The sequence below is a fragment of the Rhizobium sp. Leaf262 genome, assembly GCF_001422245.1.
Taxonomy (GTDB): Bacteria; Pseudomonadota; Alphaproteobacteria; order Rhizobiales; family Rhizobiaceae; genus Agrobacterium.
Window position 1 is genome coordinate 167,187 of record NZ_LMMM01000007.1, and the last position, 26,645, is coordinate 193,831.

Sequence of the window (26,645 nt, forward strand, 5' to 3'; positions counted from 1 at the left end):
CCATGCTTCATAAAATCGAAAACCCGCCTTACGCGGACATGCTGCTGGCATGGTACGACCGGCACCACCGCGACCTGCCATGGCGCACCTCGCCTCCGATGACGGCCAAGGGTTTGCGGGCCAATCCCTACCACGTCTGGCTATCGGAAGTGATGCTGCAGCAGACGACGGTGCAGGCGGTGAAGCCTTACTTCGCCAAGTTTCTGGCGCTATGGCCTCGGGTCGAGGATCTGGCAGCTGCCCCCAGCGAGGACGTGATGGCTGCGTGGGCGGGGCTTGGCTATTATGCCCGCGCGCGTAACCTGAAGAAATGTGCCGAAGCCGTTGCCAACGAGCATGGCGGCGTGTTTCCCGATACCGAGGAGGGCTTGAAGAAGCTTCCCGGCATTGGCGATTATACGGCAGCAGCCGTTGCGGCCATTGCCTTCAACAGGCAATCGGCGGTGCTGGATGGTAATGTGGAGCGGGTGATTTCCCGCCTGTTTTGCATCGACGCCCCGCTGCCCGGTTCCAAGGGCGTGATGCGGGCGAAGGTGGCGGAGATTACGCCTGCCGACCGTCCGGGGGATTTTGCGCAAGCGATGATGGACCTTGGGGCCACCATCTGCACGCCGAAGCGTCCGGCCTGCGCGCTCTGTCCCTACAACAGCCATTGTCTGGCGCTTGCACAGGATGAGCCGGAGCGCTTTCCTGTGAAGGCGGCCAAGAAGGAAAAGTCGGTGCGCGTTGGTGCCGCCTTCGTGGTGGTGAATGACAGAGGTGAAATCCTGCTGCGCCGCCGGATCGAAACCGGGCTGCTGGGCGGCATGACGGAGGTGCCGACAACCGCATGGACAGCGCGGATCGATGGCGGCACGGACGTGGAGCATGCACCGTTCGACGCCGATTGGGAGGCGGCAGGTGCGATTACGCACGTCTTCACCCATTTCGAGCTTCGGCTTTCGATCTACCGCGCCAAAATCCACGGCACACCGCGATTTGGCGCCAATGACGAATGGTGGGAGCCGGTCACAAATCTTGATGCCCAGGCGCTGCCGACGGTGATGAAAAAAGCCATCTCTCAGGCTATTCCTCTCGCATTCGATAAAAGCAGGAAAAATTGATGACCAAGATCAATCACATCGTTTTCGACATCGGCAAGGTTCTGATCCATTACGACCCGAACATTCCCTACAGCCGCCTCATTCCCGATGAGAAAGAACGCGCGTGGTTCTTCGAAAACGTCTGCACACATGAATGGAATCTGGAACAGGATCGGGGCCGTACATGGGAAGAGGCCGAAGCCCTGCTTTTGCAGCACTATCCCGACCACGAAAAGACCATCCGCGCCTTTCGCCTGCACTGGCACGAAATGGTTTCGCATTCCTATGACGACTCTGTCGCCATTCTCAAAGGCCTGATCGCGTCAGGTCACGACGTGACCATGCTCACCAACTTCGCCTCAGACACGTTCCGCGAAGCGCAGAAGATGTACCCCTTCCTTACCCTGTCACGCGGCGTGACCGTGTCGGGCGATGTCGGTCTGATCAAGCCCGATGTGGCGATCTATGAATTGCACGCGCAGACCTTCGGACTGGACCCGGCGAGTAGCATTTTCATTGACGATTCATTCCCGAATGTCGAAGGCGCAAAAGCTGCCGGATGGCAGGCCGTGCATTTCACCGGTGCTGAAAAGCTGAAGGCCGATCTGGCCGAATTCGGCATCAAGGCCTGATCCGGGAACGAAACCATGTCAGACGAAAAGATTTATCTGCAAGGCCATATCGATGTTCCGCCAGATCGTCGGCAAGCCGTGGCTGACGCGTTGCCGCTGCACATTGAACTTACCCTTGCCGAACCGGGCTGCATGGCCTTCGAAGTCGTAGCCAGCCCGGATGTGGAAGGGCGATATCTCGTTTCGGAGATATTTTCAGATCAGGCCGCTTTTGACGCGCATCAACAGCGTATCAAAAGCTCGGAATGGTTTATTGTGACGCAGGGAATTCCACGCGATTACACCATTCGCAAAGACGAATAGACATCGTTGAGCGTGGGGAAAGAGAATGTCTGGTGCAGGCGAAAATGGCGGTCTTCAACCTGCACCAGTCCGGCCGCAAGCGGCCAGATTTGTTAATGTCGTATTGGGAAAATACCGCTTTTTTATTCTTGCATCTCGATTGCACGAAACCTCTTGGATTTCGCTGCGGATGCGTCGAGCGGCTTCATTGTCTCTCCCTTGGACAAAGGTGCTAAACTCTCTTACTTGCTCCAAACTTGCCATGCAATTGATATATTTTAGAAAATACGGTTAGCACAAATACCAACGCCCGACGCTGGGAAACGCCGGGCGTTGCTCACTCTTCATCCGGGACTGAAGGTACTAAAACCGGATGAAGCATGTCGGGCCATCGATGGCCCGCATGGCAGGGCGAAGCGGTGGATCGCTCTTATCCGGCCTTTGCCATTTCGTTGCGAACGACGGTTCTGAGATCGTCGATCGGCTTCAAGGTTTCGCCATCGTCGAAGTGCCAGAAGGTCCAGCCGTTGCACGCATCCAGCCCCTGCACTTTCGCGCCGAGACGATGGATGGAGCCAGCCTCGCCGCCAGATGCGATCGTGCCATCGGCACGGATGATGGCGCTGTAACGACGCTTGGCATCCGTCAGAACCTGACCGGGACGAACCAGGCCGCTTTCGAGCAGAACGTTGAAAGCAACGCGCGGCTCGGACTTCTTACCGGTCATGACGGTCAGTTCCGCCTTGCCCAGAGGCTCGACCGCTGCGATGCGGGCGAACGCCGCATCGATATAATCCTGCTCGCGTTCGATACCGACAAAATGGCGGCCCAGACGCTTTGCCACCGCACCCGTGGTGCCGGAGCCGAAGAACGGGTCGAGCACGACATCACCGGGCTTGGTGGATGCCATGATGACGCGGGCCAGCAGGGCTTCCGGCTTTTGGGTCGGGTGGACCTTCTTGCCATCATCGCCCTTCAGGCGCTCGCCGCCGCTGCAGATCGGAAACAGCCAGTCGGAGCGCATCTGCACATCGTCATTGGATGCCTTCATGGCTTCGTAATTGAAGGTGTAGCTCTTGGCCTTCGCATCGCGGCTGGCCCAGATCATGGTCTCATGCGCGTTCTGGAACCGGCGACCCTTGAAATTCGGCATCGGGTTGGTCTTGCGCCAGACGATGTCGTTCAGAATCCAGAAGTTCATGTCCTGAAGAATAGAACCGACGCGGTAGATATTGTGATAGGAGCCGATGACCCAGATGGTGCCATTGGGCTTCAGCACACGGCGGCAGGCCAAAAGCCATGCACGGGTGAAGGCGTCATAGGCTTCGAAGGATGCGAACTGGTCCCAATCATTATCGACGGCATCGACGAGAGACTGGTCCGGGCGGTGGAGCGTGCCGCCCAGCTGGAGGTTATAGGGCGGGTCTGCAAAAATCGCATCGACGGACTGGCTGGGAAGTGCCTCGAGCGCGGCCACGCAGTCACCCTTGATGATGCTGTCTTTCCAGGCATCGCTGTCACCTGCAAGATCAAAACCGGCACGCCGAAAATCGGCCAGCGGAAACACTGATGCCATTGGTACTCGCTCCATACGCTTACTCAACTAAACTGATGCTTATGGTTACCGAAGTTGGTTATCAAAGACTGAACGCGCTGTAAGAAAATGGGCTAAGTGCGTAAAAAAATACGCTTTGTGCGGAAATCACCGGCATCGCCCAGGGTAGGAAAGAGCTGACCTAGCGCCAGATTATCGCTGCGAAATTAGCGAGCGCGTAAGCCATTTAGCCCTCGCTGGAGTCAAGAATCGATGCGTTGTTTTTCAGTCGTTGGCAATTCAATGGTGAGTAATGGAACCGGACGTCACTTTTAACGTTGTGATTTCGGAATTTTGCGCGCCATCTGTATGGTGGGCGAGGGTCAAGGGTTGCAGGGGTAATTTCAGAATGCGCGTTTCCATCATTGTCGTTACTACGCTTTTCGCCAGCACTGCCCTGGCACAAACCGCAACGCCGCCTGCTCCGAAGCCGCAGATCAACGTGCGCACCGACGCCGCGCTGGTGAAGGGCGGGCCGTCTCTCGGCAACAGCGACAAGGTGCGCTGGGATTTTTACAAGGTGGACAGTGCTGGCGGGCGCAGTGACGAGAATGTCGGCGGTGCCTATGATGCGACGTTCGAGGAAAAGCTTCCGCCCGGGAAATACATTGCCGTTGCAGGCCTTGGAAACATCAGCCGCGAAATGCCCGTCGAAATCAAGGACGGCTCCGTGGTCGAACTGAAGGTCGATTTCGAGGCCGCCCAACTGACCATCGTCCCCAAGCGGAGCGAGGACAGCAAGGAGGCCGAGCCACAGGCACGTGTCGACGTGACACAGGGTGCGGCTTTCAGTGACAGTATCTACGGCTCGAAAGAAATCTTCGTTCCCGCGGGCGAGCTGAAGCTGGACGGGCGCATCGGCCCGGCGCGCGCCGAAAAGACGATCACCGTAAAAGCAGGCGAAACCGTCAGCGAGGACCTTATCATTCCAAGTGGCGTCGTCATTGCCAATGCCGTCTATAAGGACGGCGGTCGCGCGGTGGAGACGGATAATATTCGCTTCGAAACCCTGCTGCCAACGGAAACATTGGATGGCACCCGCGACACGCTTACCGGTACCTATGGTGTCGACAAGATGATGCAGATGCCCGCGGGCGATTTCGTGATGCGTGCCAGGCTGGGCAAGGTGAGCGCGGAAATTCCCTTTTCCGTCAAAGCCGGCCAGCGGACCAATGTCACCGTCAATCTGGACGCGGGCGTCCTGGCCGTGACAGCCCCCGACGCACAGCGCATCGATATTCTTGAAACGACCAAGGACTTGCAGGGTACCCAGAAGGAAATTTCAGGGCGTTACGGCACGACACATCAGGAAACGCTGCACCCCGGCAATTATTCCGTGAAGGTGACCTATGACGACAAGATCAAGCGTGAACCGAAGGAAGTCACCGCCACGGTGAAAGCCGCCGAGCGTACCGATCTGAACATTACCGACTGACCGTTGGCGCGACTTTGACGCCGCAAAATCCCGACGCCATGACCCGGTCGCAAAGCCCCGCCCATTGGCAGCCTTCGCATGCCTGCCGGAGACTGCCAGCCTGAAAGCCAGACCGCAGCTTTTCGATGAGGCTTCCTTCGGGTGACAGACGATGGCCGACCTCCAGGCTTTTGCCGAGCCATGCGCCTATACCCGCGAGCGCCGCTGTATCCCGTACAACGACGCCTTTCGCGAAACAGTGAGCCTCACAATCGTTCAACAGCGGAGCGCAGATATCGTCCGGCCCTGAGACGATTTCGATGTCTTCGCCATTGTTCAGGCGCGCAGCGACACGGTCATAATTGACCGTGAAGCCGGGAGTGTAACCTTTGCCGACATAGGTCAGCATGCAAAGAAGGTGGTGGGCTCTGAGGCGAACCGTCACTTGGCGGTCCGGCCGCGTATTGCAACGAGTGCAGCGGCGGCCAGAGCCGACTTCAGGATTGCGCCGATGACGAAGGGGGCAACCCCGGCAATCCATGCCGCTTGTGCGCCAACCACGCCCGCAAGCCATGCCCAGCCAAGAGCAAGGCAAAGGACGTTGGCAGCGAGGTGCAGCAGAAACGCTGAAACCGGGCGACGACCATCGGCCCCTTTCTCCGTCAAAAGGCCCACCATCGCCACCATGAGCGGAAATGCAATGAGATAGCCCGCGGTTGGTCCGACAAAGGGTGCAAGACCAGTGCTCGTTCCCGCCAGAACAGGTAGGCCCATCATGGCCTCACCCAGCCATGCCAGCACCGTCAGACTGCCGAGGCGCCAGCCATAGAGAGCGCCGATCATGGTCACTGCAAAGGTCTGCATCGTGATGGGAACTGGCACCATCGGCACCGCGATCTTGGACGCAACGGCAAGCACCAATGTTCCCGCAACCACAAAAAGCGCCTGCTGCACGAAGGATCGGGACGAAGGATGAAGGAATGATCTTTTTGCACCGGGTATTTGAATGGACATCAGGTCCTCCTGTTGAATTATAGATAATTTGAAAACACAGGAAGATTTGTATCGCCGATTCACACATGAAAGAAAGGGTTTAGCGGAATCCAGTCGCACTCTGAGCGTTCGCCTGTGGATGGATTTCCAGCAAACATAACGATATCATCGAGATAGAAAGTTTGAAAATTATCTATAATTTATCCGACGATGGCAAACGCGTCGCGGGTCGAGCCTGTCGATGTACGGACGGCTCTTTGTCCTATCCACTGAACGTGACCCGCAAGAACGCGTAACGCCTCCTCCTCCCGCCTACCGCGCAAGGCATCGATAATGGCCCGATGATCGGTGTCGGTCCGGCGCTCCCACCCTGCCCGCCATGCAGAAAACAGAAAGCGGGCACTCGCTGCGTGAAGCCCGTCGATGGCCTCCATCAGGCGCGGCATGCCGCAGGGTGCGGTAATGAGTCGATGGAAGCGGCGGTTGGCCTCCTCCCACTGCTGCACATCCATGGCCCGATCACCCGCCAGTGTTGCGGCTTCCGCCTCATCCAGAATGGCTGACGTCAGCTTTGGTATGGCGTGCCTGAGAGCCAGCACTTCCAGGGCGGCACGCATCTCCGCGACCTCCTGGACATCTGCCAGACCAAAATCGGCAACGCGCACGCCCCTTCGCGGCACATTGACTGCAAGGCCTTGCGCCTCCAGCCTGCGGAAGGCTTCACGCACCGGCACATGCGAAGCACCAAATTCATCGGCGACATGATCCTGCCGCAGGCGAGCGCCCGGCGACAACTCGCCGCGCACGATGCGGTCCGCAAGCGTACGACTGATCTTTGCCGCGATGGTGTCTTCCGGTTTCTTCTTCAACGATTTGGCCATAACCTGACATAGGATGCCTTAAAAAGATTGTCGAGAAAGCGATGACTGCGTCAAGGCTGGTTTGCGTGGGCATCTGTTGAGCTTGGAGCCGACATGGTCTAAAAGCGCCCATCTTCCCGACCCAAATCGTTAAGGAGAGCCCATGAGCGGCTTCGACCTCATCATCTTCGACTGCGACGGCGTTCTCGTCGATTCCGAAATCATCGCCGCCCAGGTGGAATCACGCCTGTTGACGGATGCCGGTTATCCGATCTCGACCGAAGAGATGGGCGAACGCTTCTCCGGCATGACATGGAAAAACATCCTGCTTGAAGTCGAGCGCGAAGCCAGCATTCCCCTGTCAGCGTCTTTGCTTGAAAAATCCGAAAAGCTTCTGGATGCGCGGCTGGAACGCGATGTGAAAGCGATCGAAGGCGTTAAATTCGCCCTCTCCCGGCTGACGACGCCCCGCTGCATTTGCTCCAACTCCTCAAGCCATCGGCTGGACATGATGCTGAGCAAGGTCGGATTGAAGCCCTACTTCGAAGGGCACATCTACTCGGCCAAGGACCTTGGCCCGGACCGCGTCAAGCCGAAGCCGGATATCTTCCTGCACGGTGCAAAGCAGTTCAACGTCTCGCCGGACCGCGTGGTCGTCATCGAAGACTCCGTACACGGCATCACCGGCGCGCGGGCGGCAGGCATGCGCGTCATCGGTTTTACCGGCGCATCCCACAGCTATCCAAGCCATGCGGATCGACTGACAGAAGCAGGCGCCGAAACCGTGATCGCCCGTATGCAGGATTTGCCCGCGACGATTGAAGCGCTGTCTCAGTGGGCTGGCGTGGCATGAGTTGCCAATGCAGTTACGTTAATCCCTGAAGATTGCCTGGAATAAGCCAGAGCGCCAAAGGCTGGCAGTCGGATGAACAAAGCCCTGCGGAAAGCCGCAGGGCTTTGAAGCCATTCAAACTGCCTGCCGAAATTACCCGCGACGACCCTTCTTGGAGCCTGCGGTTCCGGCGCCCTCGTCAAACGAGATGAAGACGTTGGTCTGGCGCGATGCACCACCGGGGGCATTGGGGATGGCGACGTTGGGATTGTTGAAGATGAACTGGGTGCCTGCTGCGCCGGCTGGCAGATCGACCGGGAAATTGGTGACCTGCGAGAAGATTTCGCCATCACCGTCCTTCACCGTCACGCGGATCGGCAGGGTAACGCGACCGGGCTTGGACAATGGACCCGGCACCAATCGGCCCTGAGCAAGCACGTTCACCGTCAATGTGGCGTCACTCATGCTGCAGGAGCGGGTCGTGTCGGAAAGCGAAGCCTGATAGACGAGCTTGGACGGATCGTCCTTTGCTCCACCCGAATAGACACGGCGAACGGCGGTGCCATCGAGAATGGTGATCGGCGGGCACGTAGCCTGAACGACAGGGGTAACGGCCTGAGCTGCGGGTGCATTCACTGCCATCGATTCCGATGGATTGGAAGAGTTGCAACCGGCGAGCACGGCAAGAACCGACATCGCGGCGGACAAACGCAAAATATTCCCTGTCACTCTGTTCAACCCTCTAAAAACTATCCCGATACAGGACCGAAGAACCCGTTTAATGGCCTTTCAAGCCCGTCGGCGATGGTCTATAGCAGCGACGCTGGAGAAAATCGATTGGTTGCGTTCGGATTTGGCCGAATTTTGCAAAATGCTTTCGATAACTGCTCTTTGACGAGCTTCCGGCAGATGAGCGGCTGACGACAAGGGACCATTTCGTGGAATATGTATCGACCAGGGGCAGCGCCCCATCGCTGGGTTTTTCCGACGCGCTTCTGGCGGGTCTGGCACGTGACGGCGGACTTTATGTTCCGCGCAAGTGGCCAACCATGTCGAAAAAGGAAATTCGTGCGTTGCGCGGCAAGTCCTATCAGGAAGTGGCCTTCGAAGTTCTCTACCGCTTTACCGGCGGCGAAATTCCGGCCGACACTTTCCGCGCGATGATCGATGACGCCTATGCGACCTTCCGCCATCCTGCGGTCGCGCCGCTGGTGCAGACCGGGCCAAATTCCTACATCCTCGAGCTGTTCCACGGCACGACGCTGGCGTTCAAGGACGTGGCCATGCAGCTTATCGCACGGCTGATGGATTATGTGCTGACGCAGCGCAATGAGCGCGCAACCATCGTCGGCGCGACATCGGGCGACACGGGTGGCGCCGCCATCGATGCCTTCGCAGGCCGTGACCGCACCGACATCTTCATCCTTTTCCCACATGGGAAAGTGTCACCGGTGCAGCAGCGCCAGATGACCAGTTCGACCGCATCCAACGTGCATGCCATCGCCGTCAACGGCAATTTCGACGATTGCCAGAACCTCGTCAAAGAGATGTTCAACGACGTAAAGTTCCGCGATGGCGTCAAGCTGTCGGGCGTGAACTCCATCAACTGGGCGCGCATCATGGCGCAGGTGGTATACTACTTCACCGCATCCCTTTCGCTGGGTGGTCCAGACCGGAAGATTTCGTTTACGGTGCCGACAGGCAATTTCGGCGACATTTTCGCGGGCTACGTTGCCAAGCAGATGGGCCTGCCCATCGACAAGCTGGTGATTGCCACCAACGACAACGACATTCTGGCGCGCACGCTGAAAACCGGCCGCTACGAGATGCGGGGCGTGCATGCCACCACCTCGCCGTCGATGGACATTCAGATCTCGTCCAACTTCGAGCGGCTGCTGTTCGAAGCTTATGACCGCGATTCTTCCGCCGTCAAACGGTCTATGGATGGGCTAAAGCAATCCGGTGCTTTCGACATTCCTGAAAAGGCGATGAAATTCATCAAGCGCGATTTTCGTGCCGGTCGCGCCACCGAAAAGCAGGTTGCAGACACCATTCGCGAAACGCTGGAAGCAACCGGTTACCTCTTGGATCCACACACGGCAACCGCCGTCTACGTGGCGAAAAAGCATGAGAAATCAAGCGCGCCGATGGTCACCTTGTCCACCGCGCATCCAGCGAAATTTCCTGCCGCTGTAAAATCCGCTTGCGCAATCGATCCCGCGCTTCCAGTATGGCTTGCTGATCTTATGAACCGGGAGGAGCGTTTCGACACTCTGGATGCTGAGCTGGACGCCGTGGAAACTTTTATCGGCAAACATGCTCGCGCAAAGAGTTAAGTAGCGCGGAAAGTCTGACTATGAGTGTAAATGTGACCCGGCTTGCCTCCGGGTTGACCGTTGTTACGGAAAGAATGCCACACCTCGAAAGCGTTGCTCTGGGGGTGTGGATCAAATCCGGCTCCCGCAACGAAACCGACGATGAACATGGCATCGCCCATCTTCTCGAACATATGGCCTTCAAAGGCACGGCACGGCGCACGGCCCGCCAGATCGCCGAGGAGATCGAGAATGTCGGTGGTGAGGTCAATGCTGCCACATCGACCGAAACGACATCCTATTACGCTCGTGTCCTCAAAGACCATGTTCCGCTCGCCGTCGATATTCTTGCCGACATCCTGACGGAATCGGCCTTCGAGGAGGCGGAACTCGAGCGCGAAAAGAACGTCATCCTTCAGGAAATCGGTGCTGCCACCGATACACCCGACGACGTGATCTTCGACAATTTCTCCGGTGTCGCCTATCGCGACCAGACCATTGGCCGCCCCATCCTCGGCACGCCTGAAACGGTGCAGTCCTTCACGACCGGCCAGATCCGCCATTATCTGGCGCGCAATTACACGACCGACCGTATTTTCGTCGTCGCCGCCGGTGCGGTGGATCACGAAAGCTTCGTCAAGCAGGTGGAGCAACGCTTCGCCGGCCTGCCGCAATTGCCCATTGCGACGCCGGTCATGGAAAAAGCCATCTACACGGGTGGTGAGATCCGCGAGACGCGCGACCTCATGGATGCGCAGGTGCTTCTCGGTTTCGAGGGCAAGGCCTACCATGCCCGCGATTTCTACTGTTCGCAAATTCTGGCCAATATTCTGGGCGGCGGCATGTCTTCGCGGCTGTTTCAGGAGGTGCGTGAATATCGCGGCTTATGCTATTCGGTCTATGCCTTCCATTGGGGCTTTTCCGATACCGGCATTTTCGGCATTCATGCCGCCACCGGCAGCAGCGACCTACCGGAACTCGTGCCTGTCATCATCGACGAGCTTCGCAAGTCGTCGCAGACCATCCATCAGGAAGAAATCGACCGTGCCCGCGCGCAAATTCGTGCGCAGCTGTTGATGGGTCAGGAAAGCCCAGCGGCCCGCGCCGGACAGATCGCCCGTCAGATGATGCTCTATGGCCGTCCTATCCCGAATGACGAAATGATGACGCGTCTGGGCGACATCACGACGGAGCGTCTGACCGATCTTGCCGGACGGCTGTTTTTCGATAAGGTTCCGACCTTGTCTGCCATCGGCCCGCTGGAAAACCTCTCGCCGCTTTCGGACATCACGGCGGAGCTTTCTGCATCGCCATCCATCAAAATAAAGGCAAACGGCTAACGGCCGACGGCGCAGTCCGTGGCAAGTGGGATGAGGTCTGACCTTACATGCTGCGTTTTCTTTCCCGTCACAATGATACGCCGGAACTTCGTAGCGCCGATTATCTGTTGAGATTGCCCCGTTATTCCGATTACCGGCAATGGTACAAGCTGCGTTCGGAAAGCAGGCAGTTTCTTCAGCCATGGGAACCGAGCTGGCGCGGCGACGAGCTGACGGAAAGCGCCTTTCGCGTGCGGGTGACGCGCAACGGCCAGGAATTTTCCTCGGGCGTCGCCGTTTCGCTTTTGCTTTTCAAATCGGATGGGACGCTGCTGGGCGGCATCACAATCGGTTATATCAGGCGAGGTGCGGCGCAAAGCTGCATGATCGGATACTGGATGGGGCAGCCATATGCTGCCCAAGGCCATATGTCTGCCGCATTAAAGCTGGTAATACCCTACATCTTCAACGGACTTCAGTTGCACCGTATTGAGGCAGCCTGTATTCCAGAGAACTTCAAAAGCATACGGCTGCTTGAAAACGCCGGATTTCAGCGGGAAGGTCTCTTGCGGGAATATCTGAAAATAAACGGCGAATGGCGGGACCATGTCATGTTCTCCCTCATCTCCGACAAGCCAAATCCCGGCGGGACGCAGTAGGATAGATGACATATATTAGCCTTGCGTTGCGCCGTTTTGGACGTCTTGTGGCCGCAGCGCGCTTCACGCCTCTGTTGTTGCTGTGCGTATTTTTCGCCGCTGAAGCCCATGCTTTCGAGCCGGTCAAGATTTCCCGCGACGACACCGCGCTCGATCTGACGGCGACGACCGATATCTACGCAAATCAGGGCGAAGCTTTTCAGGTTTCGACCGCCCCAGGCCCCGATGGCATTCGCCGCCGTATCGAAGTGCGCGCCTCCTCGCCCGCGCATCAGGGTGATTGGGCCGTTTTTGCGCTCGCCAACGTATCGGAAGAACAGCTGGAGCGCGTGATCGTCGCTCCGCATTTTCGTCTGGTGAATTCCAAGCTGTTCTGGCCCGACCTCGGCTCGCAGCGCATCATCGCGATTACGCCGAGTGAGGGCTTTGCGCTGGACCGGCAACCCAGCCCGGATGCGGACGTGTTTCGCATCACGCTGAACCCGGGTGCCGTCATCACCTTCGTGGCAGAGCTTTCCACACCGCAGCTGCCGCAAATCTATCTGTGGGAACCCGAAGCCTACAAGGACACGATCAACGCGTTCACGCTCTATCGCGGCATCGTTCTCGGCATTGCCGGACTTCTGGCGGTTCTTCTGACGATCCTTTTCGTGGTCAAGGGCACCTCCGTTCTGCCCGCATCTGCGGCCCTTTCCTGGGCCGTTCTGGCATATATCTGCGTCGATTTCGGCTTTCTGGAAAAGCTGATCACCGTTACCTCCAGCGACGAGCGAATATGGCGCGCGGGTGCGGAGGTCGCGCTCGCTTCCAGTTTTGTGGTTTTCCTGTTCACCTATCTGAACCTGAACCGATGGCACGCGCATCTGGGTTACGCGACATTCGCCTGGATCATCGGGCTCGGTGCGCTGTTCGGCGTCGCGATCTACGATCCGTCTATCGCATCCGGTATCGCCCGCCTCTCCTTCGCGCTGACGGCGACCGCCGGTATCGTGCTGATCATCTATCTCGGTTTCAACCGTTACGACCGCGCCATCCTGCTCGTGCCATCCTGGGCGCTTATTCTGGTTTGGCTGTTCGGAAGCTGGCTGACGGTTACCGGGCAGTTGGACAATGACATTGTCCAGCCAGCACTTGGCGGTGGTCTCGTCCTCATTGTTCTCCTGATCGGCTTTACCGTCATTCAGCATGCCTTCGCCGGCAGTGCCTATCAGCAGGGCCTGTTCTCCGATCTGGAACGGCAATCGTTGGCCCTGACGGGTAGCGGCGATACGGTCTGGGACTGGGACGTCACGCGTGACCGCATCGTGACCACGCCCGACGTCTCGATCAAACTCGGCCTTCATCCCGGCACCATGCATGGCGCTGCGCGCAACTGGTTGCCGCGCCTGCATCCTGACGATCGCGACCGGTTCAAGGCCACGCTGGATGTGCTGCTGGACCACCGCAAGGGCCGCCTGAACCACGAATTCCGCATTCGCGCCGAAGACGGGCATTTCCACTGGCTGCAGATCCGTGCGCGCCCCGTGCTGGGTTCCAACGGCGAAATCATCCGCTGTGTCGGCACGATTACCGACATAACCGAGCAGAAGAACTCAGTCGAGCGGCTGTTGCAGGATGCACTGAACGACAATCTGACAGGCTTGCCCAACCGACAGGTGTTCCTCGACCGCCTGCAATCGGTTCTCAATCTGGCCCCGGAAGGCGAAACCGTTCGCCCGACCGTCATGGCCATCGATATCGATCGCTACAAGCTGGTCAATGACACGCTGGGCATTGCCGCTGGCGACAATATTCTGATTGCGCTGACCCGCCGTCTGCGTCGCCTGCTGAAGCCGCAGGATACATTGGCCCGTCTGTCCGGCGATGAATTCGGACTCATTCTCGTGTCGGAACGCGATCCTCAGCGCGTGGCGGATTTTGCCGATGCCGTGAACAAAGCAATCATGGTGCCGATCAATTTCGCAAATCGCGAAATCATTCTCACCGCTTCTATTGGTCTGGTCTCATGGATCGACCAGCAGGAAAATGCGACCGGCCTGTTGAGCGATGCCGAACTGGCCATGTACCGGGCGAAACGGGCGGGCGGCAACCGGGTCGAGCCGTTCCGTCCTGCCTTCCGCACGTCGGGCACTGACCGTTTGCAGATGGAGAGCGACCTTCGCCGCGCCATCGAGCGCAAAGAACTGTCGCTTGCCTACCAGCCGATCATCAAACTCGATAATGGCGATCTGGCCGGTTTCGAAGCGTTGATGCGCTGGGAACACCCCAAACGCGGCAACATTCCGCCGAGCGAGTTCATTCCCGTGGCAGAAGCCTCTGGTCTGATCGAGCCGCTGGGCATGTTTGCGCTGGAGCGGGCAGCAACCGACCTGATGGATTGGCAGCACGCCATCGACAAACTGCCGATTTTCATATCGGTGAATATTTCCAGTGCCCAGCTTTTGAACAACGAGCTTTACAATGACGTGCGCAGCATGTTGCAGCGAACGCGTTGCAATCCGGCACAGCTGAAGCTGGAACTGACCGAATCCATCGTGATGGAAAACCCGGAGCAAGCGCGTCTGGTGCTGGCGAAGCTCAAAGAAACAGGCCTCAGCCTCGCTCTGGATGATTTCGGCACAGGCTACTCGTCCCTCGCCTACCTCACGCGCTTCCCGTTCGATACGATCAAGCTGGACAAAGCGTTGGTTGCCAATACCAGCGACAAACGCAACGTGCTGCTGCGCTCCATCATCGCCATGGCGCGCGCATTGGAAATGCAAGTTGTGGCCGAGGGGATCGAGACGCCGGAGGATGCGACAGAGCTTGCCCGCATGAACTGTCACTACGGGCAAAGCTTCCTGTTCGGCACACCGGACACGCCGGATGCGGCGCTCCGGCTGCTGCGCGAGCGTTTTCAGGTGGTCAAGAGAGCCTGATTTTGCTCGGCCTGCTGCTGCGGGGCTGGCTGCCAATTCTGCTGCGGGTCTTCCGGCACGCGGCCATGCAGCAGCTTATGCAGGAACTCCAGCTTTTCCACCACGGCTGGCGTCAGCACGAAGGGATATAGGTCGGCTTCACCCATGCTGCGCTGCATGGAGTTCAGCGCAACGCTGAGAGGCACCCAGGCGTTGACCAGTTGTTTGGCGCTTCTTGCGTTGTAAGGCTCGAAGGCTACGTCCGTTTCCAGCTCTTCATGTCCCTCAGGCTCGATTGCGATACCGAACGCATGCGCGGTTTCCAGCGTATCGACGATGTGGAGGTAGTGCGCAAAGCATTCCGCAAAATCTTCCCACGGGTGGACCGAGGCATAGGAGCTGATATAGGTCTGCTGCCAGCCAGGCTGCGGCCCCTGCTCATAATTGCGCTTCAGCGCCTCACCGTAATCTTCACGCTCATCACCAAAAACGGCTCGGCAGGCTTCCAGCCGGTTTGCATCGCGCACCAGCTTGTTCCAGATGAAGTGGCCGACCTCGTGCCGGAAATGGCCGAGCATGGTGCGGTATGGCTCATTCATATTGCTTTTGATCTGAGCACGAGTTGCGTCGTCGGATTCGGCTGCACGAATGGCAATCAAGCCTTCATCATGGCCGGTCATGGCCGGGATGATCGAACCGTCAGGCGCGACTTCGTCGACCAAGAAGTCGAAGACAAGGCCGCCTTCAGGATCGGCGTCGCGGTTGGGATGTGGAAGCCCTAGGCGCAGGATGGAGTAAAAAAGATGGCGTTGGGCCTGACTGAGGCTACGCCACTGTTCGATGCCCTCCTGCGTCGAGGCATCCGGCACCAGCCTGTTGTGGCTGCACGCTGGACAAAAGCGACTGTCACTTTCAGCAGCCACAGACCAGTTGCAGACATCGTTGACCTCGTTGGCGCAGAACCTGACCTGCCGTTGAGGATTTGCGACCAGCGACCAGTTTGGTTCGCCCGCCGGCTCGATTGCTTCCATGGAAAGCGTCTCGGGAACGAACACCAGTCGGTGCCCGCACTTCACGCAAGAACGATTGTCGAAATGAACCGGCTGCCCGCAGGCAGCGCAAGAAAATAGCTGCATTTCCCGCTCCAGAAGCAAGGCATCCGCCAAGAGAATCTCGCGTCTCTGAATGGTCGGATGCCGGAAAAAAATGAAAGGACAGAGATGAAAAAGCGCATGAGCCGATATCGGCACATGCGCTTAGGAAGAACTGCCGTTGGCGGGGGACGCCCGGCAGAAAAATTACATACGGTCTACGGCGCCCTTTACGGCGTCCTTTGCCTTGCCAGCTGTGGACTGGACCTTGCCCTTGGTTTCCTGAGCTGCGCCTTCAGCGCGCATCTTGTCGTTACCAGTGGCGGAGCCTACGCTCTTCTTGACCTTGCCTGCAACTTCGTTGGCCTTGCCTGCAACCTTATCGGATGTGCTACCCATGATATTTCTCCCTAGTTTTTAACCAGACTTGGCGCTGGCGACCGAGGTAAAAACGTCAAGAGCAAAGTTTAGTTCCGCTAAATTTTATAGGTCTCAAGCATGCCCGACTTCGGCAGAGAGCATGCGCGGGTCGACCCCGAGCAAGCCGAGGGCACGCTCATACTTGTTATCCAGCGCGCGATCGAAGATCAGATCTTCACTTGCGGGGCAGTTCAGCCAACCATTGTTGGAAATTTCGTTTTCCAACTGCCCCGGTCCCCAGCCGGCATAACCCAAAAGCATGGTCGCCTTGTCCGGCCCGCGCCCGCTGGAAATGGCGCGGACGATATCGAGCGTTGACGTCAGGGAGATGTCGTCGCTGATGGGAATGCTGGAATCACCATTATAGTCGTCCGAGTGCAGGACGAAGCCCCGGCCCGCTTCGACGGGGCCGCCGCACTGGATGGGGAACTCCCGGGTGCGGTTGGGCAGCATGATGGCATCATTCTGGTCCATCATCTTTAGATGTAGCAAAACATCGGTGAAGGTGATCTGCTGCGGGCGGTTGATGATGAAGCCCATGGCGCCGTCGCTGGAATGGGCGCAGATATAGACCACCGAACGCTCGAACGAGCCGCCCTCCAGTCCCGGCATCGCGATCAGAAAGTGGCCGTCCAGGAAGCCACGTTCTTTCTTGTCCATCAGGGTCGAAAAAGTCACTGGAGCCTCCGGTCTGCTGTACTCTGGCGTGAACAGGTACGGCATAGTGGTTGGTCATCGGGCAAGGATGGGGCATAGAGGCCAATCAATCAACCGAAAATGATGACCTGCTCAAAATCGTAACTGGCCCCTTTTCGGATGTTAGGCTAGACCGAAAGCATGAACGCCAAGCTCTCTCTCTTTCTTCGCGCCCCCGTGCCGCTATTGACAATCATACTTGCACTGGCCTCCCCCCCGGTCCCGGCACAGGCCGACATAACGCAGTGGGAGACAAGTGAGGGCGGGCGCATGCGTGTCGTCAGCCTGCCTGCCGATGCCAGCGGACGCATCGAAGCCGCTTTGCAGATCGAACTCAAGCCAGGCTGGATCACCTATTGGCGCGAGCCCGGAGAAGCGGGCATCCCCCCGAAAATCACCATTGATCCCTCAAGCGGGGCAACGTTGACATCTCTGGACTTTCCCGTTCCCAAACTCATCGAGAATGGCGAGATCAGCGATATCGGCTACGATGCTTCCGTCAGCCTGCCCTTCGTCCTGCAGGCGCAGCCAGGATCAGACGAGAAAAACGCAAGGTTGACGGCCTTTATCGGCGTGTGTCTGAACATCTGCATTCCCTTCGAGGCCAGTTTCGAACTGCGCAAGGACCACGGGAAAGCGGCGACGCAGGACGAAACCGAAGCGGTCGCCGCTGCCAAGGTCGCCCTGCCCCATCCGCCGAATGACGACTTCAAGGTCCAGAATTTCCACATCACGCCAGACAAGACTTTGCTGGGTGTCGAACTGCGTCTGCCCGAAAACGCCCCCAAAGAAACGGAAATCTTTGTTGCCGGACCCTCGGGCTACGCCTATTTCGAGCCGCAGAACATGGTGCGCGACAAGCGCAAGCTGTCCTTCTACATGAACATCAAGGGCTTGCCGAAGTCCTACAATCCGCGCGGACAGCACTGGACGATTCTGGTTAAATCCGGTGAGCAGGTGATGGAAGCACCACTGGATTTCCCGGAGTAAGGGCAGCGGAATCCGTTGACGGCACCGCCAATTCATCCTCTATAGTCGCGCCTGATCATTGCCACAGGAGCGACAGCATGACCATCAAGATCGGCGATAAACTTCCATCCGCAACCTTCAAGGAAAAGACACCCGACGGCCCAGTCGAAACCACCACAGATGCCTTGTTCGGCGGCAAGAAAGTGGTTGTCTTCGCCGTTCCCGGCGCCTTCACACCGACCTGCTCTTTGAACCATTTGCCCGGCTATCTCGAAAACCGCGACGCCATTCTCGCGCGGGGCGTGGATGACATCGCCGTCATTTCAGTCAATGACTGGCACGTCATGGGCGCATGGGCCCAGTCGTCCGGCGGACAGGGAAAAATCCATTTTCTGGCAGACTGGGACGCCTCCTTCACCAAAGCCCTTGGTCTCGACGCCGATCTTTCCGCCGGCAGCCTCGGCGTTCGCTCCAAGCGTTACTCCATGCTGGTCGAGGACGGCGTGGTCAAGTCGTTGAACGTCGAAGACAATCCAGGCCAGGCAACCGTATCGTCGGCTGCAACCATGATCGAACAGCTCTGATAAAGAGACGTTGAAAGCGGGCGGGTTTTTCCCGCCCGCATACATTCCACGCACCGTTATTTCCTTTTCCGTTATCCCGCCTTTTTGGTCCTTTACACCACCTTCTTTTTGCCGCAATTGTTATACCATAACAGTAACAATATAACATTATTGTGAGCAGATAGATGCTGCATCGACTTTCGCTTTCGCACCTGCTTCGTCAGTCGGTGCCCTCCCGCCTCGCCATCGCTTTGCTCATTCTTTCACCGCTCTGGCTCGCCATATATTGGGCGGTTCTGCTGCCATGACGGATGCCGCTTTTCTTTCGATCGACAATCTTACGGTCGCCTATGATCGGCATCCTGCCGTACATCATGTCTCGGGCCGTTTCGAACAGGGCAGCCTGACAGCCATTGCCGGGCCCAATGGCGCGGGCAAATCGACGCTATTGAAAGCCATCATCGGCGATATCAGGCCATCGGAAGGTCGCATCATGCACGATCTCGGCAAGGCCGAGATCGGCTATCTTCCGCAGGCCGCCGACATCAACAGACGCTTCCCCATTTCCGTGCTGGACACGGTGCTTCTGGGTGCCTGGAAAATTGCCGGGGCCTTTGGCGGCATCGACAAGCACCATGAGAGACGCGCCGAGGCAGCACTGGCGACGGTCGGGCTGGGCGGCTTCGAACGCCGTTCGATTGGCGCATTGTCCGCTGGCCAGTTCCAGCGGGTGCTATTTGCCCGCCTGTTGATGCAGGATGCCCGCCTGATCCTTCTCGATGAGCCGTTTACGGCCATCGATGCCCGTACGACACGCGATCTACTCGCGATTGTCGACCGATGGCATGCGGAGGGCCGCACCGTGATTGCCGTCCTGCACGACTTCGACCAGGTGCGCAGGCATTTTCCCGATACCCTGCTGATTGCCAGGGAGCTAATCGCCTGGGGCCCGACGCAACAGGCCATGTCCCCGGTCAATCTCCTGCGCGCCCGCATCATGGCCGAGCGGTGGGACGACAAAAGCGAAGTGTGTGAGCCCGCAGCATGACCGCCTATGATCTCTTCATCGCACCATTTCAGGATTACGGGTTCATGCGCCGGGCACTGGTTGCGTGCTTATGCCTTGCGGCGGGGGCAAGCCCGATCGGCGTGTTCCTGATGTTACGGCGCATGAGCCTGATGGGCGATGCGCTGAGCCATGCCATCCTGCCGGGAGCCGCCATCGGTTATCTCATCGCCGGGTCACTCTCGCTGACGGCCATGGGTTTTGGCGGATTGATCGCCGGGCTTTCCGTCGCATTGCTCTCCGGTATCGTCAGCCGCATCACACCGTTGCAGGAGGATGCGAGTTTTGCCAGCTTCTACCTCGCATCGCTGGCGCTCGGCGTGCTGATCGTGTCTCTGCGCGGTTCCAATGTCGATCTTCTGCACGTGCTGTTCGGCACCATTCTGGCCATCGATTCGTTCGCGCTTTACCAGATCGGCATCATCACCTCTCTCACCCTCGTCGTTCTTGCCATCATTTACCGCCCTCTTGTCACGGAATGCTTCGACCCCGGCTTTCTTCGGGCGGTTGGCGGGCGCGGGCCGGCATATCACGTCCTTTTTCTCATCCTCGTGGTCATCAATCTGGTGGCAAGCTTTCAGGCTCTGGGCACGCTGATGGCGGTGGGACTGATGATGCTGCCTGCCGCCATTGCGCAATTGTGGACGCGCAGCCTGCCTTCCATGTTGATGCTGGCCGCACTCAGTGCTGCCGTCTCCGGCTATCTGGGGCTGGTGGTGTCCTACCATCTCGAGCTGGCTTCCGGCCCGACCATCATCATGGCCGCGACCCTGCTTTACGGACTGTCCATTCTGGCCGCGCCTGCGGGGCTGGCCGGACGCTATTTCACCCGCCCGCATCTGAAGGGCTAACACCGGAGACCTGCCATGCTATCGCGAACTCTGCTCCTGACTGCTGCCATCCCTGCCCTCATTGCCTACGCCTCACCCGTTTCCGCTGCGCAGTTGAAGACCGTCGCATCCTTCACCGTGCTTGCGGATGTGGTCAAACAGGTGGGTGGCAACCATGTTACCGTCACCAGCCTGGTCAAGCCGGATGGCGACCCGCATGAGTTCGAGCCATCACCTTCAGATGCCAAGAACCTGAAGGCCGCAGATGTCGTATTCGTCAGTGGTCTTGGTCTCGAAGGCTGGATGGATCGTCTGATTTCCGCATCGGGCTATAAGGGAACCCCGGTCACGGTCTCGCAGGGCATCAAGACCCGCGAGATGGACGAGGACGGGAAAACCGTAACCGATCCGCATGTCTGGAACAGCCCGGTCAACGTCAAGATCTGGGTGGAAAACGTCGAAACCGCCCTTGCAGCCGCCGATCCCGCCGACAAGGATGATTTCAAAGCCAATGCGCAGGCCTATCTGAAGAAACTCGACGATCTCAACAGCTTTGCCCATGCCAAGTTCGATTCCATTCCGGAAGACCGCCGCAAGGTGCTGACGAGCCACGATGCCTTCGGCTATTTCGGGCGCGAGTACAAGATAACGTTCCTTTCTCCGCTTGGCGTTTCCACCGAAACAGAGGCGTCAGCCGGCGATGTCGCCAAGCTGATCGAACAGATCAAGACGGAACATGTGAAGACCTATTTCTTCGAAAATTCCAACGATCCGCGTCTGGTTAAACAGGTGGCAAAGGCCACGGGCGCACAGCCCGGTGGCGAGCTCTATGTCGAGTCTCTTTCCAAGGCCAAGGGACCTGCACCGACCTATGAAAAGATGTTCCGATACAATATAGAGCAGATTGCAGCAGCAATCACCAAGTCCAGCTGACGCATCGAGGGTCTGGACGGTCTACGGCGGTCGTTCCGCCGCAGACCGCTATCATGTAGCCATATCGAAAACGAGCAGTCCTGCCGCTCCGCCATCGGTCAGACCGATCAACCGCTCGCCGACGTCGATATGTTGCGGATGCGCAAGATATTCGTCACGCGCCTCGATGCTGTCAAGCGTGACGATAAAACCGTCGAGAAAGCCACCGTTCAGCCCTTCGGACGAAACATTCTGCCCGCATTTGACGTCGATGATGCCGGGGATGACATCCTTGAGCGCGGTGATCGCCTCGTAAATCGCCAGTTTTTCAGAGCTGGCCGTTGCGGATTTGAAGCGCACGAAAACGCAATGTGAGATCATTGGGGGTCCCTCTTCCTGATTATTTTATTGTTCAGTGATAGTTAGGCTAGCCGGTACGATCCGCAACCCCAGTAAAACACCTGTCTGTTACCGCCGTTTGAACGGCTCCATGCCCTTGCGCGCAAGTTCGTCGGCGCGTTCGTTTTCGGGGTGTCCGGCATGGCCCTTGACCCAGTGCAGGGTGACCTTGTGGCGTTCACGCGCCAGTTCCAGTGCCTGCCAGAGCTCGACATTCTTCACCGGCTTGTTTTCGGCGGTCTTCCAGCCTTTTTTCTTCCAGCCGAAAATCCACTTGGTGATGCCGTCCTTCACATAGGCGCTGTCGGTGTAGAGATCGACCTCGCAGGGCAATTTCAGGGCGTTGAGCGATGAGATGGCCGCCATCAACTCCATGCGGTTGTTGGTAGTTTCGGCCTCACCGCCGCAGAGTTCCTTTTCGGTTTCGCCGTAACGAAGGACCGCGCCCCAGCCGCCCGGCCCCGGATTGCCCGAGCAGGCGCCATCGGTGAAAATATCGACATGCTTCATGGTGCGGTCAATCCATACTCGGCAACATTGCTGACGCCACGGTGGAAACGCAGCTTGCGCAGATATTCCAGCGGGTCCTTCTTGACCACCAGCGCCCCCTCCGGAGTCGTCAGCCAGTCATAGAGACGCGTGAGGAAAAAGCGTAGCGCCGAACCGCGCGCCAGAAGTGGCAGCGCATCGAGCTCGGCTTCGCTCATGGGCCGCACGGACTGATAACCTTCCAGCAGCGCCTTGCCTTTGGTTACGTTGTAGGAACCGTCTTTTTCAAAGCACCAGGCATTGAGGCAGATCGACACGTCATAGGCCAGAAAATCATTGCAGGCGAAGTAGAAGTCAATCAGGCCGGACAGCTCGTCGCCAAGGAAAAAGACGTTGTCCTGAAACAGATCGGCATGGATGACGCCAGCTGGCAAATTCTTCGGCCAGTGAGCGGCGAGATCATCGAGATCGGCGCGGATTTCCTGCTGCAATCCCTTCTCGACCTCGTCGGCGCGGGCTTCGGATTTATCCCACAGCACCTTCCAACCCTCGACGGAGAGCGCGTTCGGGCGCTTGAGTTCGAAGCCTTCACCCGCGACATGCATGGCGGCCAGCGCCTTGCCAACTTCCCGGCAATGGCGGGCCTCTGGCTTGCGCAGCCACATGCCTTCCAGAAACGAGATGAGCGCGGCAGGTCGACCTGAAAGCTCACCCAGCAATTCACCGTCATGGCGCGGCAATGGCAAAGGACAAGACAGGCCCTTTGCGAACAAGTGCTGTTTCAGGCCCAGAAAGAATGGCAGGTCCGATTTCTCGACGCGCTTTTCATACAGCGTGAGGATCAGCGGGTCTTTCGTGGTGTGCAGCAGGAAATTGGTGTTTTCGACACCCTCGGCAATGCCCTTATAGGAGGTCAGCTCACCGACATCATATTGCGTGAGAAAATGCTTCAGATCGTCTTCGCTGATATCGGTGTAGACTGCCAATTTATGATCTCTTGTGCGGGGAAAACGGGATGGGAGAACTCAAACCGCAGGTGCTGGTTTCGGCGGCAGGGCATCGCTGGCGGTGCCATTGACGAAGGCCATGTCCTGCGTCGTCAGTTCGATATCGCGCAATTCACGATTGACGAGGAAATGCTCTGTCTCTTCCACCGTTACGGCCAGATCGAGCGTCGTCTCGTAACGCGCCTTGAAGGCCTGGATAATCTCGTCGACGATGACCTCTGGAGCAGAGGCACCGGCAGAAAGGCCGACCGTCTGCACGTCGCCGATCTCGTTCCAGTCTATTTCAGCGGCGCGCTGCACCAGCACGGAGCGTTTGGCACCAGCGCGCAGCGCCACTTCCACCAACCGCTTGGAGTTGGAAGAGTTCGGCGCACCGACGACGATGAAGAGATCGCAACCCGGCGCTGCCTGTTTGACCGCATCCTGCCGGTTGGTGGTGGCGTAACAGATGCTGTCTGCTGCAGGTGCCTGCATGGCCGGAAAACGTTCCTGAAGCTTGGCAATGACGCCAGCCGTATCATCCACCGAAAGGGTCGTCTGCGTGACGAAGCCGAGATTTTCGGTATCTGCAGGCTGATACTGGGCTGCATCCTCAACCGTTTCGACCAGCGACACGGAACCCTCTGGCAGTTGGCCCATGGTGCCGATGACTTCGGGATGGCCCGCATGGCCGATCAGCACGACGTGGCGACCCAAACGCTGGTGGCGCATGGCCTGCTTGTGAACCTTGGAGACCAATGGGCAGGTCGCATCCAGATAAAACAGGTTTCTGGCCTGCGCATCTTCTGGAACGGATTTCGGCACGCCATGGGCGGAAAAGACCACCGGCTGCTGGCGATGTTCGGCGGGAATTTCGTTCAGTTCTTCGACGAAAATCGCGCCTTTGGCCTCGAGACCCTCGACGACATAACGGTTATGGACGATTTCGTGGCGCACATAGACGGGGGCGCCATAGGCTTTCAAGGCCAGCACGACGATCTGGATGGCGCGATCGACACCGGCGCAGAAGCCGCGCGGGCCACAGAGCCTGATGGTCAGAGGTGGTTTGGAAACGGCGATATTCATTCCTTCTCCTTCAGCCTCCCTGCGTCATTTCCTGGAATTTCTTACGCCCCGGACATAGGCAAAACCGACCACGATGACAAGAGCGAGCGCCAGTCCGTACCATGTAATCGCATATTGAAGGTGATTATTCGGCAGATCGATCAGCGTCACGCCACCCTTTGGCCAGCCGCCGGGATTGGGTGCGGCGTTGGCATCCACGAAAAACGGAACGAGTTCAGCCGGTGGAATAGCGGCGCGTCTGGCCATGGCCGACCAGTCTTTCCAGTAATAGATGTTCTTCGTCAGATCGTTTTCCGGCAGCAGGCTGGACGGCTTGGCTGAAAGCCGCGCCCGTGCGAGACCTTCCACCGAAACGACGCCGCCCACGTCTCCCGCCTGACGTTTCGACAGCTCTTTCAGGTCGTAGGGCACGAAGCCACGATTGACGAAAATGGCGCGACCATCGCTCAGGCGCAGGGGCGTATAGATGTAATAGCCGGTTTGCCCCTCGAAGGTCGCGAAGAAATGCTGCTCTTTCGTATGGTCGTAGGTGCCGGAAAGCGAGACAGTGCGGTATTCGATGTCACCACCGGATGCCGCCAGCGCTTCGATATCCGCAAGAGGTGCGGGCGCAGCGTGGATACGGTGCTGGATATCGGACAGAAGCGCCTCTTTCCAGTACATGCGCTTGACCTGCCACGTGCCGAGCGAAACCAGAATGATGAGGGCAAGCAGGACGAGCGGGGCTGCAAACCACAGGCCGCGATGCGAAGGCTTGGCAAGCGCGCTATCAGTCACGATCAAGCCTGCCTTCACTGGCATTGTTGCGATATTGCAGAGCGATCATGATGCCCTTCATTTTCTTGAGCAGAACGAGCGAAAGGATAATGGCCGTTGGAATCCAGATCAAGGCATGCAGCCAGACGGGCGGCGCAAAGCGCGCGTCGAACCACAGCGCCATGCCGATGATGAGAAAGCCGACGATCAGCATGACGAAAACGGCGGGTCCCTCGCCCGCATCCGCAAAGGCGTAGTCCAGACCGCAGGCGCTGCACCTGGGTTTCAGCTTCAGAAAACCGTCGAACAGCCGTCCATGGCCGCAGCGCGGGCAACAGCCGCGCAGACCGACTTTGACCGGGTCTACCGGGGGAAACGTTTCGCCGTCCTGCGTCATCGAAACCTCGTCGTTTGGCCTATAGGGTCCGCAGAAAAACAAAGGGCGGCACGCGCCGCCCTTTGTTCAATCCGTCACGGACTGTCAATGTGCCAGCGGTGCGCCCCAGCCACCCCAGACATAGATAGCGAAGAAGAGGAACAGCCAGACAACGTCAACGAAGTGCCAGTACCAGGCGGCGGCCTCGAAAGCGAAGTGACGCTGGGGCGAAAAGTCGCCCTTCATGGCGCGCAGCAGGCAAATGAGCAGGAACACCGTGCCCACGAAGACGTGGAAGCCGTGGAAGCCCGTCGCCATGAAGAAGGTGGCACCGTAGATCGAATTCTTGAAGTCGAACGGCGCGTGAACGTATTCGTAAACCTGCACGAAGGAGAAGAATGCGCCAAGCGCCACCGTCAGGGCCAGACCGTTGATGAGGCCCTTGCGATCATTGTGCAGCAGGGCGTGGTGCGCCCAGGTGACACAGGTGCCCGACAGCAGCAGGATGACGGTGTTGTAGAGCGGCAGATGCCATGGATCGAGAACCTCGATGCCCTTGGGCGGCCATTGCCCACCAGTGAACTCGACACGCGACGCCTGAATGGCTTCATGCGGATAGAGGCTGGCATCGAAATAGGCCCAGAACCATGCCACGAAGAACATGACTTCCGACGCGATGAACATGATCATGCCGTAGCGCAGATGCAGCGAGACGACGGGCGTATGGTGCCCTTCATGTCCTTCCTTCACCGTATCGGCCCACCAGGCGTACATGACGTAAAGCACGATGGCCACGCCGATATAGAACAGCCACGGATGCGCCCATTCCAGCCCGAACAGCTTCAAGGAGCCGCCATTCAGGTAGCGAATGTAGCAGACGCCGCCGAAGGCGAGAAAGAACGCACCGACCGAGGCCATAAGCGGCCATGGGCTGGGGTCTATGATATGGTAGTCATGTTTCTTCTGATGTGCGTCTGCCATGTGATCGATCCCCGCAGGCTCTTCCCTAAAGCGCCGCGCATCCGGCAGGACGCGCATCACGCTCTCACTCTCTTCATCTACCCATCGGGCTGCTGAAATCGTTTCCGATTTGCAGCCCAAGCGCTCGTCTCACTCGATACCATGAT

At 58.2% G+C, this 26,645-nt stretch carries 29 protein-coding genes; 14 read left to right on the top strand and 15 right to left on the bottom strand.

Annotated elements, in window-relative coordinates; translation table 11 throughout:
* The first annotated feature begins 2 nt into the window (after positions 1–2).
* Genes mutY through ASF29_RS09785 form a run of 3 tightly spaced genes read left to right on the top strand, consistent with a single transcriptional unit; the run spans position 3 to position 2,017 of the window.
* Positions 3–1,103: an A/G-specific adenine glycosylase gene (mutY, locus tag ASF29_RS09775; RefSeq protein WP_062450494.1), complete on the top strand. Its 1,101-nt coding sequence runs from the start codon at positions 3–5 to the stop codon at positions 1,101–1,103.
* A complete protein-coding gene (locus ASF29_RS09780) occupies positions 1,103–1,714 on the top strand; it encodes an HAD family phosphatase (protein WP_062450495.1) in 612 nt (203 codons plus the stop codon). Before mutY ends, ASF29_RS09780 begins: the two co-directional genes overlap by 1 nt.
* Positions 1,715–1,729: 15 nt before the next feature.
* Entirely contained in the window at positions 1,730–2,017 is a 288-nt protein-coding gene (locus ASF29_RS09785; RefSeq protein WP_062450496.1) for a putative quinol monooxygenase, read from the top strand.
* Between the two features lie 409 nt (positions 2,018–2,426).
* Here the strand turns inward: ASF29_RS09785 and ASF29_RS09790 are convergent, their stop codons facing one another.
* Positions 2,427–3,572, bottom strand: coding sequence for a site-specific DNA-methyltransferase (locus ASF29_RS09790; protein ID WP_062450497.1), 1,146 nt, complete (start codon positions 3,570–3,572; stop codon positions 2,427–2,429).
* Positions 3,573–3,939: 367 nt separating this feature from the next.
* Here ASF29_RS09790 and ASF29_RS09795 point away from each other — a divergent pair, with 367 nt between their 5' ends.
* Positions 3,940–5,025, top strand: a complete 1,086-nt coding sequence (locus tag ASF29_RS09795; protein WP_062450498.1) for a hypothetical protein — start codon at positions 3,940–3,942, stop codon at positions 5,023–5,025.
* Here the strand turns inward: ASF29_RS09795 and ASF29_RS09800 are convergent.
* From ASF29_RS09800 to ASF29_RS09810, 3 genes are all read right to left on the bottom strand, one after another.
* The gene (locus ASF29_RS09800) at positions 5,015–5,449 is read right to left on the bottom strand and encodes a DUF1284 domain-containing protein (protein ID WP_082453444.1); all 435 of its coding nucleotides are present in this window, start codon (positions 5,447–5,449) and stop codon (positions 5,015–5,017) included. The genes ASF29_RS09795 and ASF29_RS09800 overlap by 11 nt on opposite strands.
* A complete protein-coding gene (locus ASF29_RS09805; RefSeq protein WP_062450500.1) occupies positions 5,446–6,018 on the bottom strand; it encodes a biotin transporter BioY in 573 nt (190 codons plus the stop codon). The genes ASF29_RS09800 and ASF29_RS09805 overlap by 4 nt, the downstream gene beginning before the upstream one ends.
* 179 nt (positions 6,019–6,197) lie before the next feature.
* Complete coding sequence (locus ASF29_RS09810; protein WP_062450501.1) at positions 6,198–6,878, bottom strand: GntR family transcriptional regulator; 681 nt, start codon at positions 6,876–6,878, stop codon at positions 6,198–6,200.
* Between the two features lie 142 nt (positions 6,879–7,020).
* Between ASF29_RS09810 and ASF29_RS09815 the strand changes: the two genes are divergently transcribed.
* The gene (locus ASF29_RS09815) at positions 7,021–7,710 is read left to right on the top strand and encodes an HAD family hydrolase (protein WP_062450502.1); all 690 of its coding nucleotides are present in this window, start codon (positions 7,021–7,023) and stop codon (positions 7,708–7,710) included.
* Positions 7,711–7,842: 132 nt separating this feature from the next.
* On the opposite strand, the gene ASF29_RS09820 is transcribed toward ASF29_RS09815, so the two are convergent.
* Entirely contained in the window at positions 7,843–8,385 is a 543-nt protein-coding gene (locus tag ASF29_RS09820) for a hypothetical protein (protein ID WP_062450503.1), read from the bottom strand.
* 242 nt (positions 8,386–8,627) lie between these two features.
* Between ASF29_RS09820 and thrC the strand changes: the two genes are divergently transcribed.
* The 4 genes from thrC to ASF29_RS09840 all read left to right on the top strand — a co-directional run bounded on the left by thrC (position 8,628) and on the right by ASF29_RS09840 (position 14,900).
* Complete coding sequence (gene thrC / locus ASF29_RS09825) at positions 8,628–10,025, top strand: threonine synthase (RefSeq protein ID WP_062450504.1); 1,398 nt, start codon at positions 8,628–8,630, stop codon at positions 10,023–10,025.
* Positions 10,026–10,045: 20 nt separating this feature from the next.
* Positions 10,046–11,344 (top strand): pitrilysin family protein, encoded by a 1,299-nt coding sequence (locus ASF29_RS09830; RefSeq protein ID WP_062450505.1) that lies wholly within the window; start codon positions 10,046–10,048, stop codon positions 11,342–11,344.
* A gap of 47 nt (positions 11,345–11,391) precedes the next feature.
* Positions 11,392–11,982 (top strand): GNAT family protein, encoded by a 591-nt coding sequence (locus ASF29_RS09835; protein WP_062450506.1) that lies wholly within the window; start codon positions 11,392–11,394, stop codon positions 11,980–11,982.
* 71 nt (positions 11,983–12,053) lie between these two features.
* Complete coding sequence (locus ASF29_RS09840; protein WP_244473529.1) at positions 12,054–14,900, top strand: sensor domain-containing phosphodiesterase; 2,847 nt, start codon at positions 12,054–12,056, stop codon at positions 14,898–14,900.
* Here the strand turns inward: ASF29_RS09840 and ASF29_RS09845 are convergent.
* The 3 genes from ASF29_RS09845 to ASF29_RS09855 form a co-directional block, all read right to left on the bottom strand.
* Positions 14,879–16,015 carry a putative zinc-binding metallopeptidase gene (locus ASF29_RS09845; RefSeq protein ID WP_062450580.1) on the bottom strand — a complete coding sequence of 379 codons (1,137 nt, stop codon included), beginning with the start codon at positions 16,013–16,015 and terminating at the stop codon, positions 14,879–14,881. The genes ASF29_RS09840 and ASF29_RS09845 overlap by 22 nt on opposite strands.
* 162 nt (positions 16,016–16,177) lie before the next feature.
* Positions 16,178–16,369 (bottom strand): CsbD family protein, encoded by a 192-nt coding sequence (locus tag ASF29_RS09850; protein ID WP_062450508.1) that lies wholly within the window; start codon positions 16,367–16,369, stop codon positions 16,178–16,180.
* A 93-nt stretch (positions 16,370–16,462) separates the two neighbouring features.
* Complete coding sequence (locus ASF29_RS09855) at positions 16,463–17,068, bottom strand: YqgE/AlgH family protein (RefSeq protein WP_156462598.1); 606 nt, start codon at positions 17,066–17,068, stop codon at positions 16,463–16,465.
* A 159-nt stretch (positions 17,069–17,227) separates the two neighbouring features.
* Between ASF29_RS09855 and ASF29_RS09860 the strand changes: the two genes are divergently transcribed.
* The 5 genes from ASF29_RS09860 to ASF29_RS09880 all read left to right on the top strand — a co-directional run bounded on the left by ASF29_RS09860 (position 17,228) and on the right by ASF29_RS09880 (position 21,447).
* Positions 17,228–18,076 carry a protein-disulfide reductase DsbD domain-containing protein gene (locus ASF29_RS09860; protein WP_082453445.1) on the top strand — a complete coding sequence of 283 codons (849 nt, stop codon included), beginning with the start codon at positions 17,228–17,230 and terminating at the stop codon, positions 18,074–18,076.
* Between the two features lie 77 nt (positions 18,077–18,153).
* The gene (locus ASF29_RS09865) at positions 18,154–18,639 is read left to right on the top strand and encodes a peroxiredoxin (RefSeq protein WP_062450511.1); all 486 of its coding nucleotides are present in this window, start codon (positions 18,154–18,156) and stop codon (positions 18,637–18,639) included.
* Between the two features lie 283 nt (positions 18,640–18,922).
* Positions 18,923–19,666, top strand: coding sequence for an ABC transporter ATP-binding protein (locus tag ASF29_RS09870; RefSeq protein ID WP_062450512.1), 744 nt, complete (start codon positions 18,923–18,925; stop codon positions 19,664–19,666).
* Positions 19,663–20,535 (top strand): metal ABC transporter permease, encoded by an 873-nt coding sequence (locus ASF29_RS09875; RefSeq protein WP_062450513.1) that lies wholly within the window; start codon positions 19,663–19,665, stop codon positions 20,533–20,535. The genes ASF29_RS09870 and ASF29_RS09875 overlap by 4 nt, the downstream gene beginning before the upstream one ends.
* A gap of 15 nt (positions 20,536–20,550) precedes the next feature.
* Positions 20,551–21,447 (top strand): zinc ABC transporter substrate-binding protein, encoded by an 897-nt coding sequence (locus tag ASF29_RS09880; protein ID WP_062450514.1) that lies wholly within the window; start codon positions 20,551–20,553, stop codon positions 21,445–21,447.
* Between the two features lie 51 nt (positions 21,448–21,498).
* Here the strand turns inward: ASF29_RS09880 and ASF29_RS09885 are convergent, their stop codons facing one another.
* The 7 genes from ASF29_RS09885 to ASF29_RS09915 all read right to left on the bottom strand — a co-directional run bounded on the left by ASF29_RS09885 (position 21,499) and on the right by ASF29_RS09915 (position 26,499).
* Positions 21,499–21,807, bottom strand: a complete 309-nt coding sequence (locus tag ASF29_RS09885) for a Dabb family protein (protein WP_062450515.1) — start codon at positions 21,805–21,807, stop codon at positions 21,499–21,501.
* Between the two features lie 87 nt (positions 21,808–21,894).
* Positions 21,895–22,335, bottom strand: a complete 441-nt coding sequence (rnhA, locus tag ASF29_RS09890) for a ribonuclease HI (RefSeq protein WP_062450516.1) — start codon at positions 22,333–22,335, stop codon at positions 21,895–21,897.
* Entirely contained in the window at positions 22,332–23,300 is a 969-nt protein-coding gene (locus tag ASF29_RS09895; RefSeq protein ID WP_062450517.1) for a homoserine kinase, read from the bottom strand. Before ASF29_RS09895 ends, rnhA begins: the two co-directional genes overlap by 4 nt.
* A gap of 39 nt (positions 23,301–23,339) precedes the next feature.
* Complete coding sequence (gene ispH, locus ASF29_RS09900) at positions 23,340–24,386, bottom strand: 4-hydroxy-3-methylbut-2-enyl diphosphate reductase (RefSeq protein WP_062450518.1); 1,047 nt, start codon at positions 24,384–24,386, stop codon at positions 23,340–23,342.
* 24 nt (positions 24,387–24,410) lie between these two features.
* Positions 24,411–25,187: an SURF1 family protein gene (locus ASF29_RS09905; protein ID WP_062450519.1), complete on the bottom strand. Its 777-nt coding sequence runs from the start codon at positions 25,185–25,187 to the stop codon at positions 24,411–24,413.
* On the bottom strand, positions 25,156–25,539 hold the full coding sequence (locus ASF29_RS09910; RefSeq protein WP_062450520.1) for a DUF983 domain-containing protein: 384 nt from the start codon (positions 25,537–25,539) through the stop codon (positions 25,156–25,158). The genes ASF29_RS09905 and ASF29_RS09910 overlap by 32 nt, the downstream gene beginning before the upstream one ends.
* 84 nt (positions 25,540–25,623) lie before the next feature.
* Positions 25,624–26,499: a cytochrome c oxidase subunit 3 gene (locus tag ASF29_RS09915; protein ID WP_062450581.1), complete on the bottom strand. Its 876-nt coding sequence runs from the start codon at positions 26,497–26,499 to the stop codon at positions 25,624–25,626.
* Between the last annotated feature and the right edge of the window lie 146 nt (positions 26,500–26,645).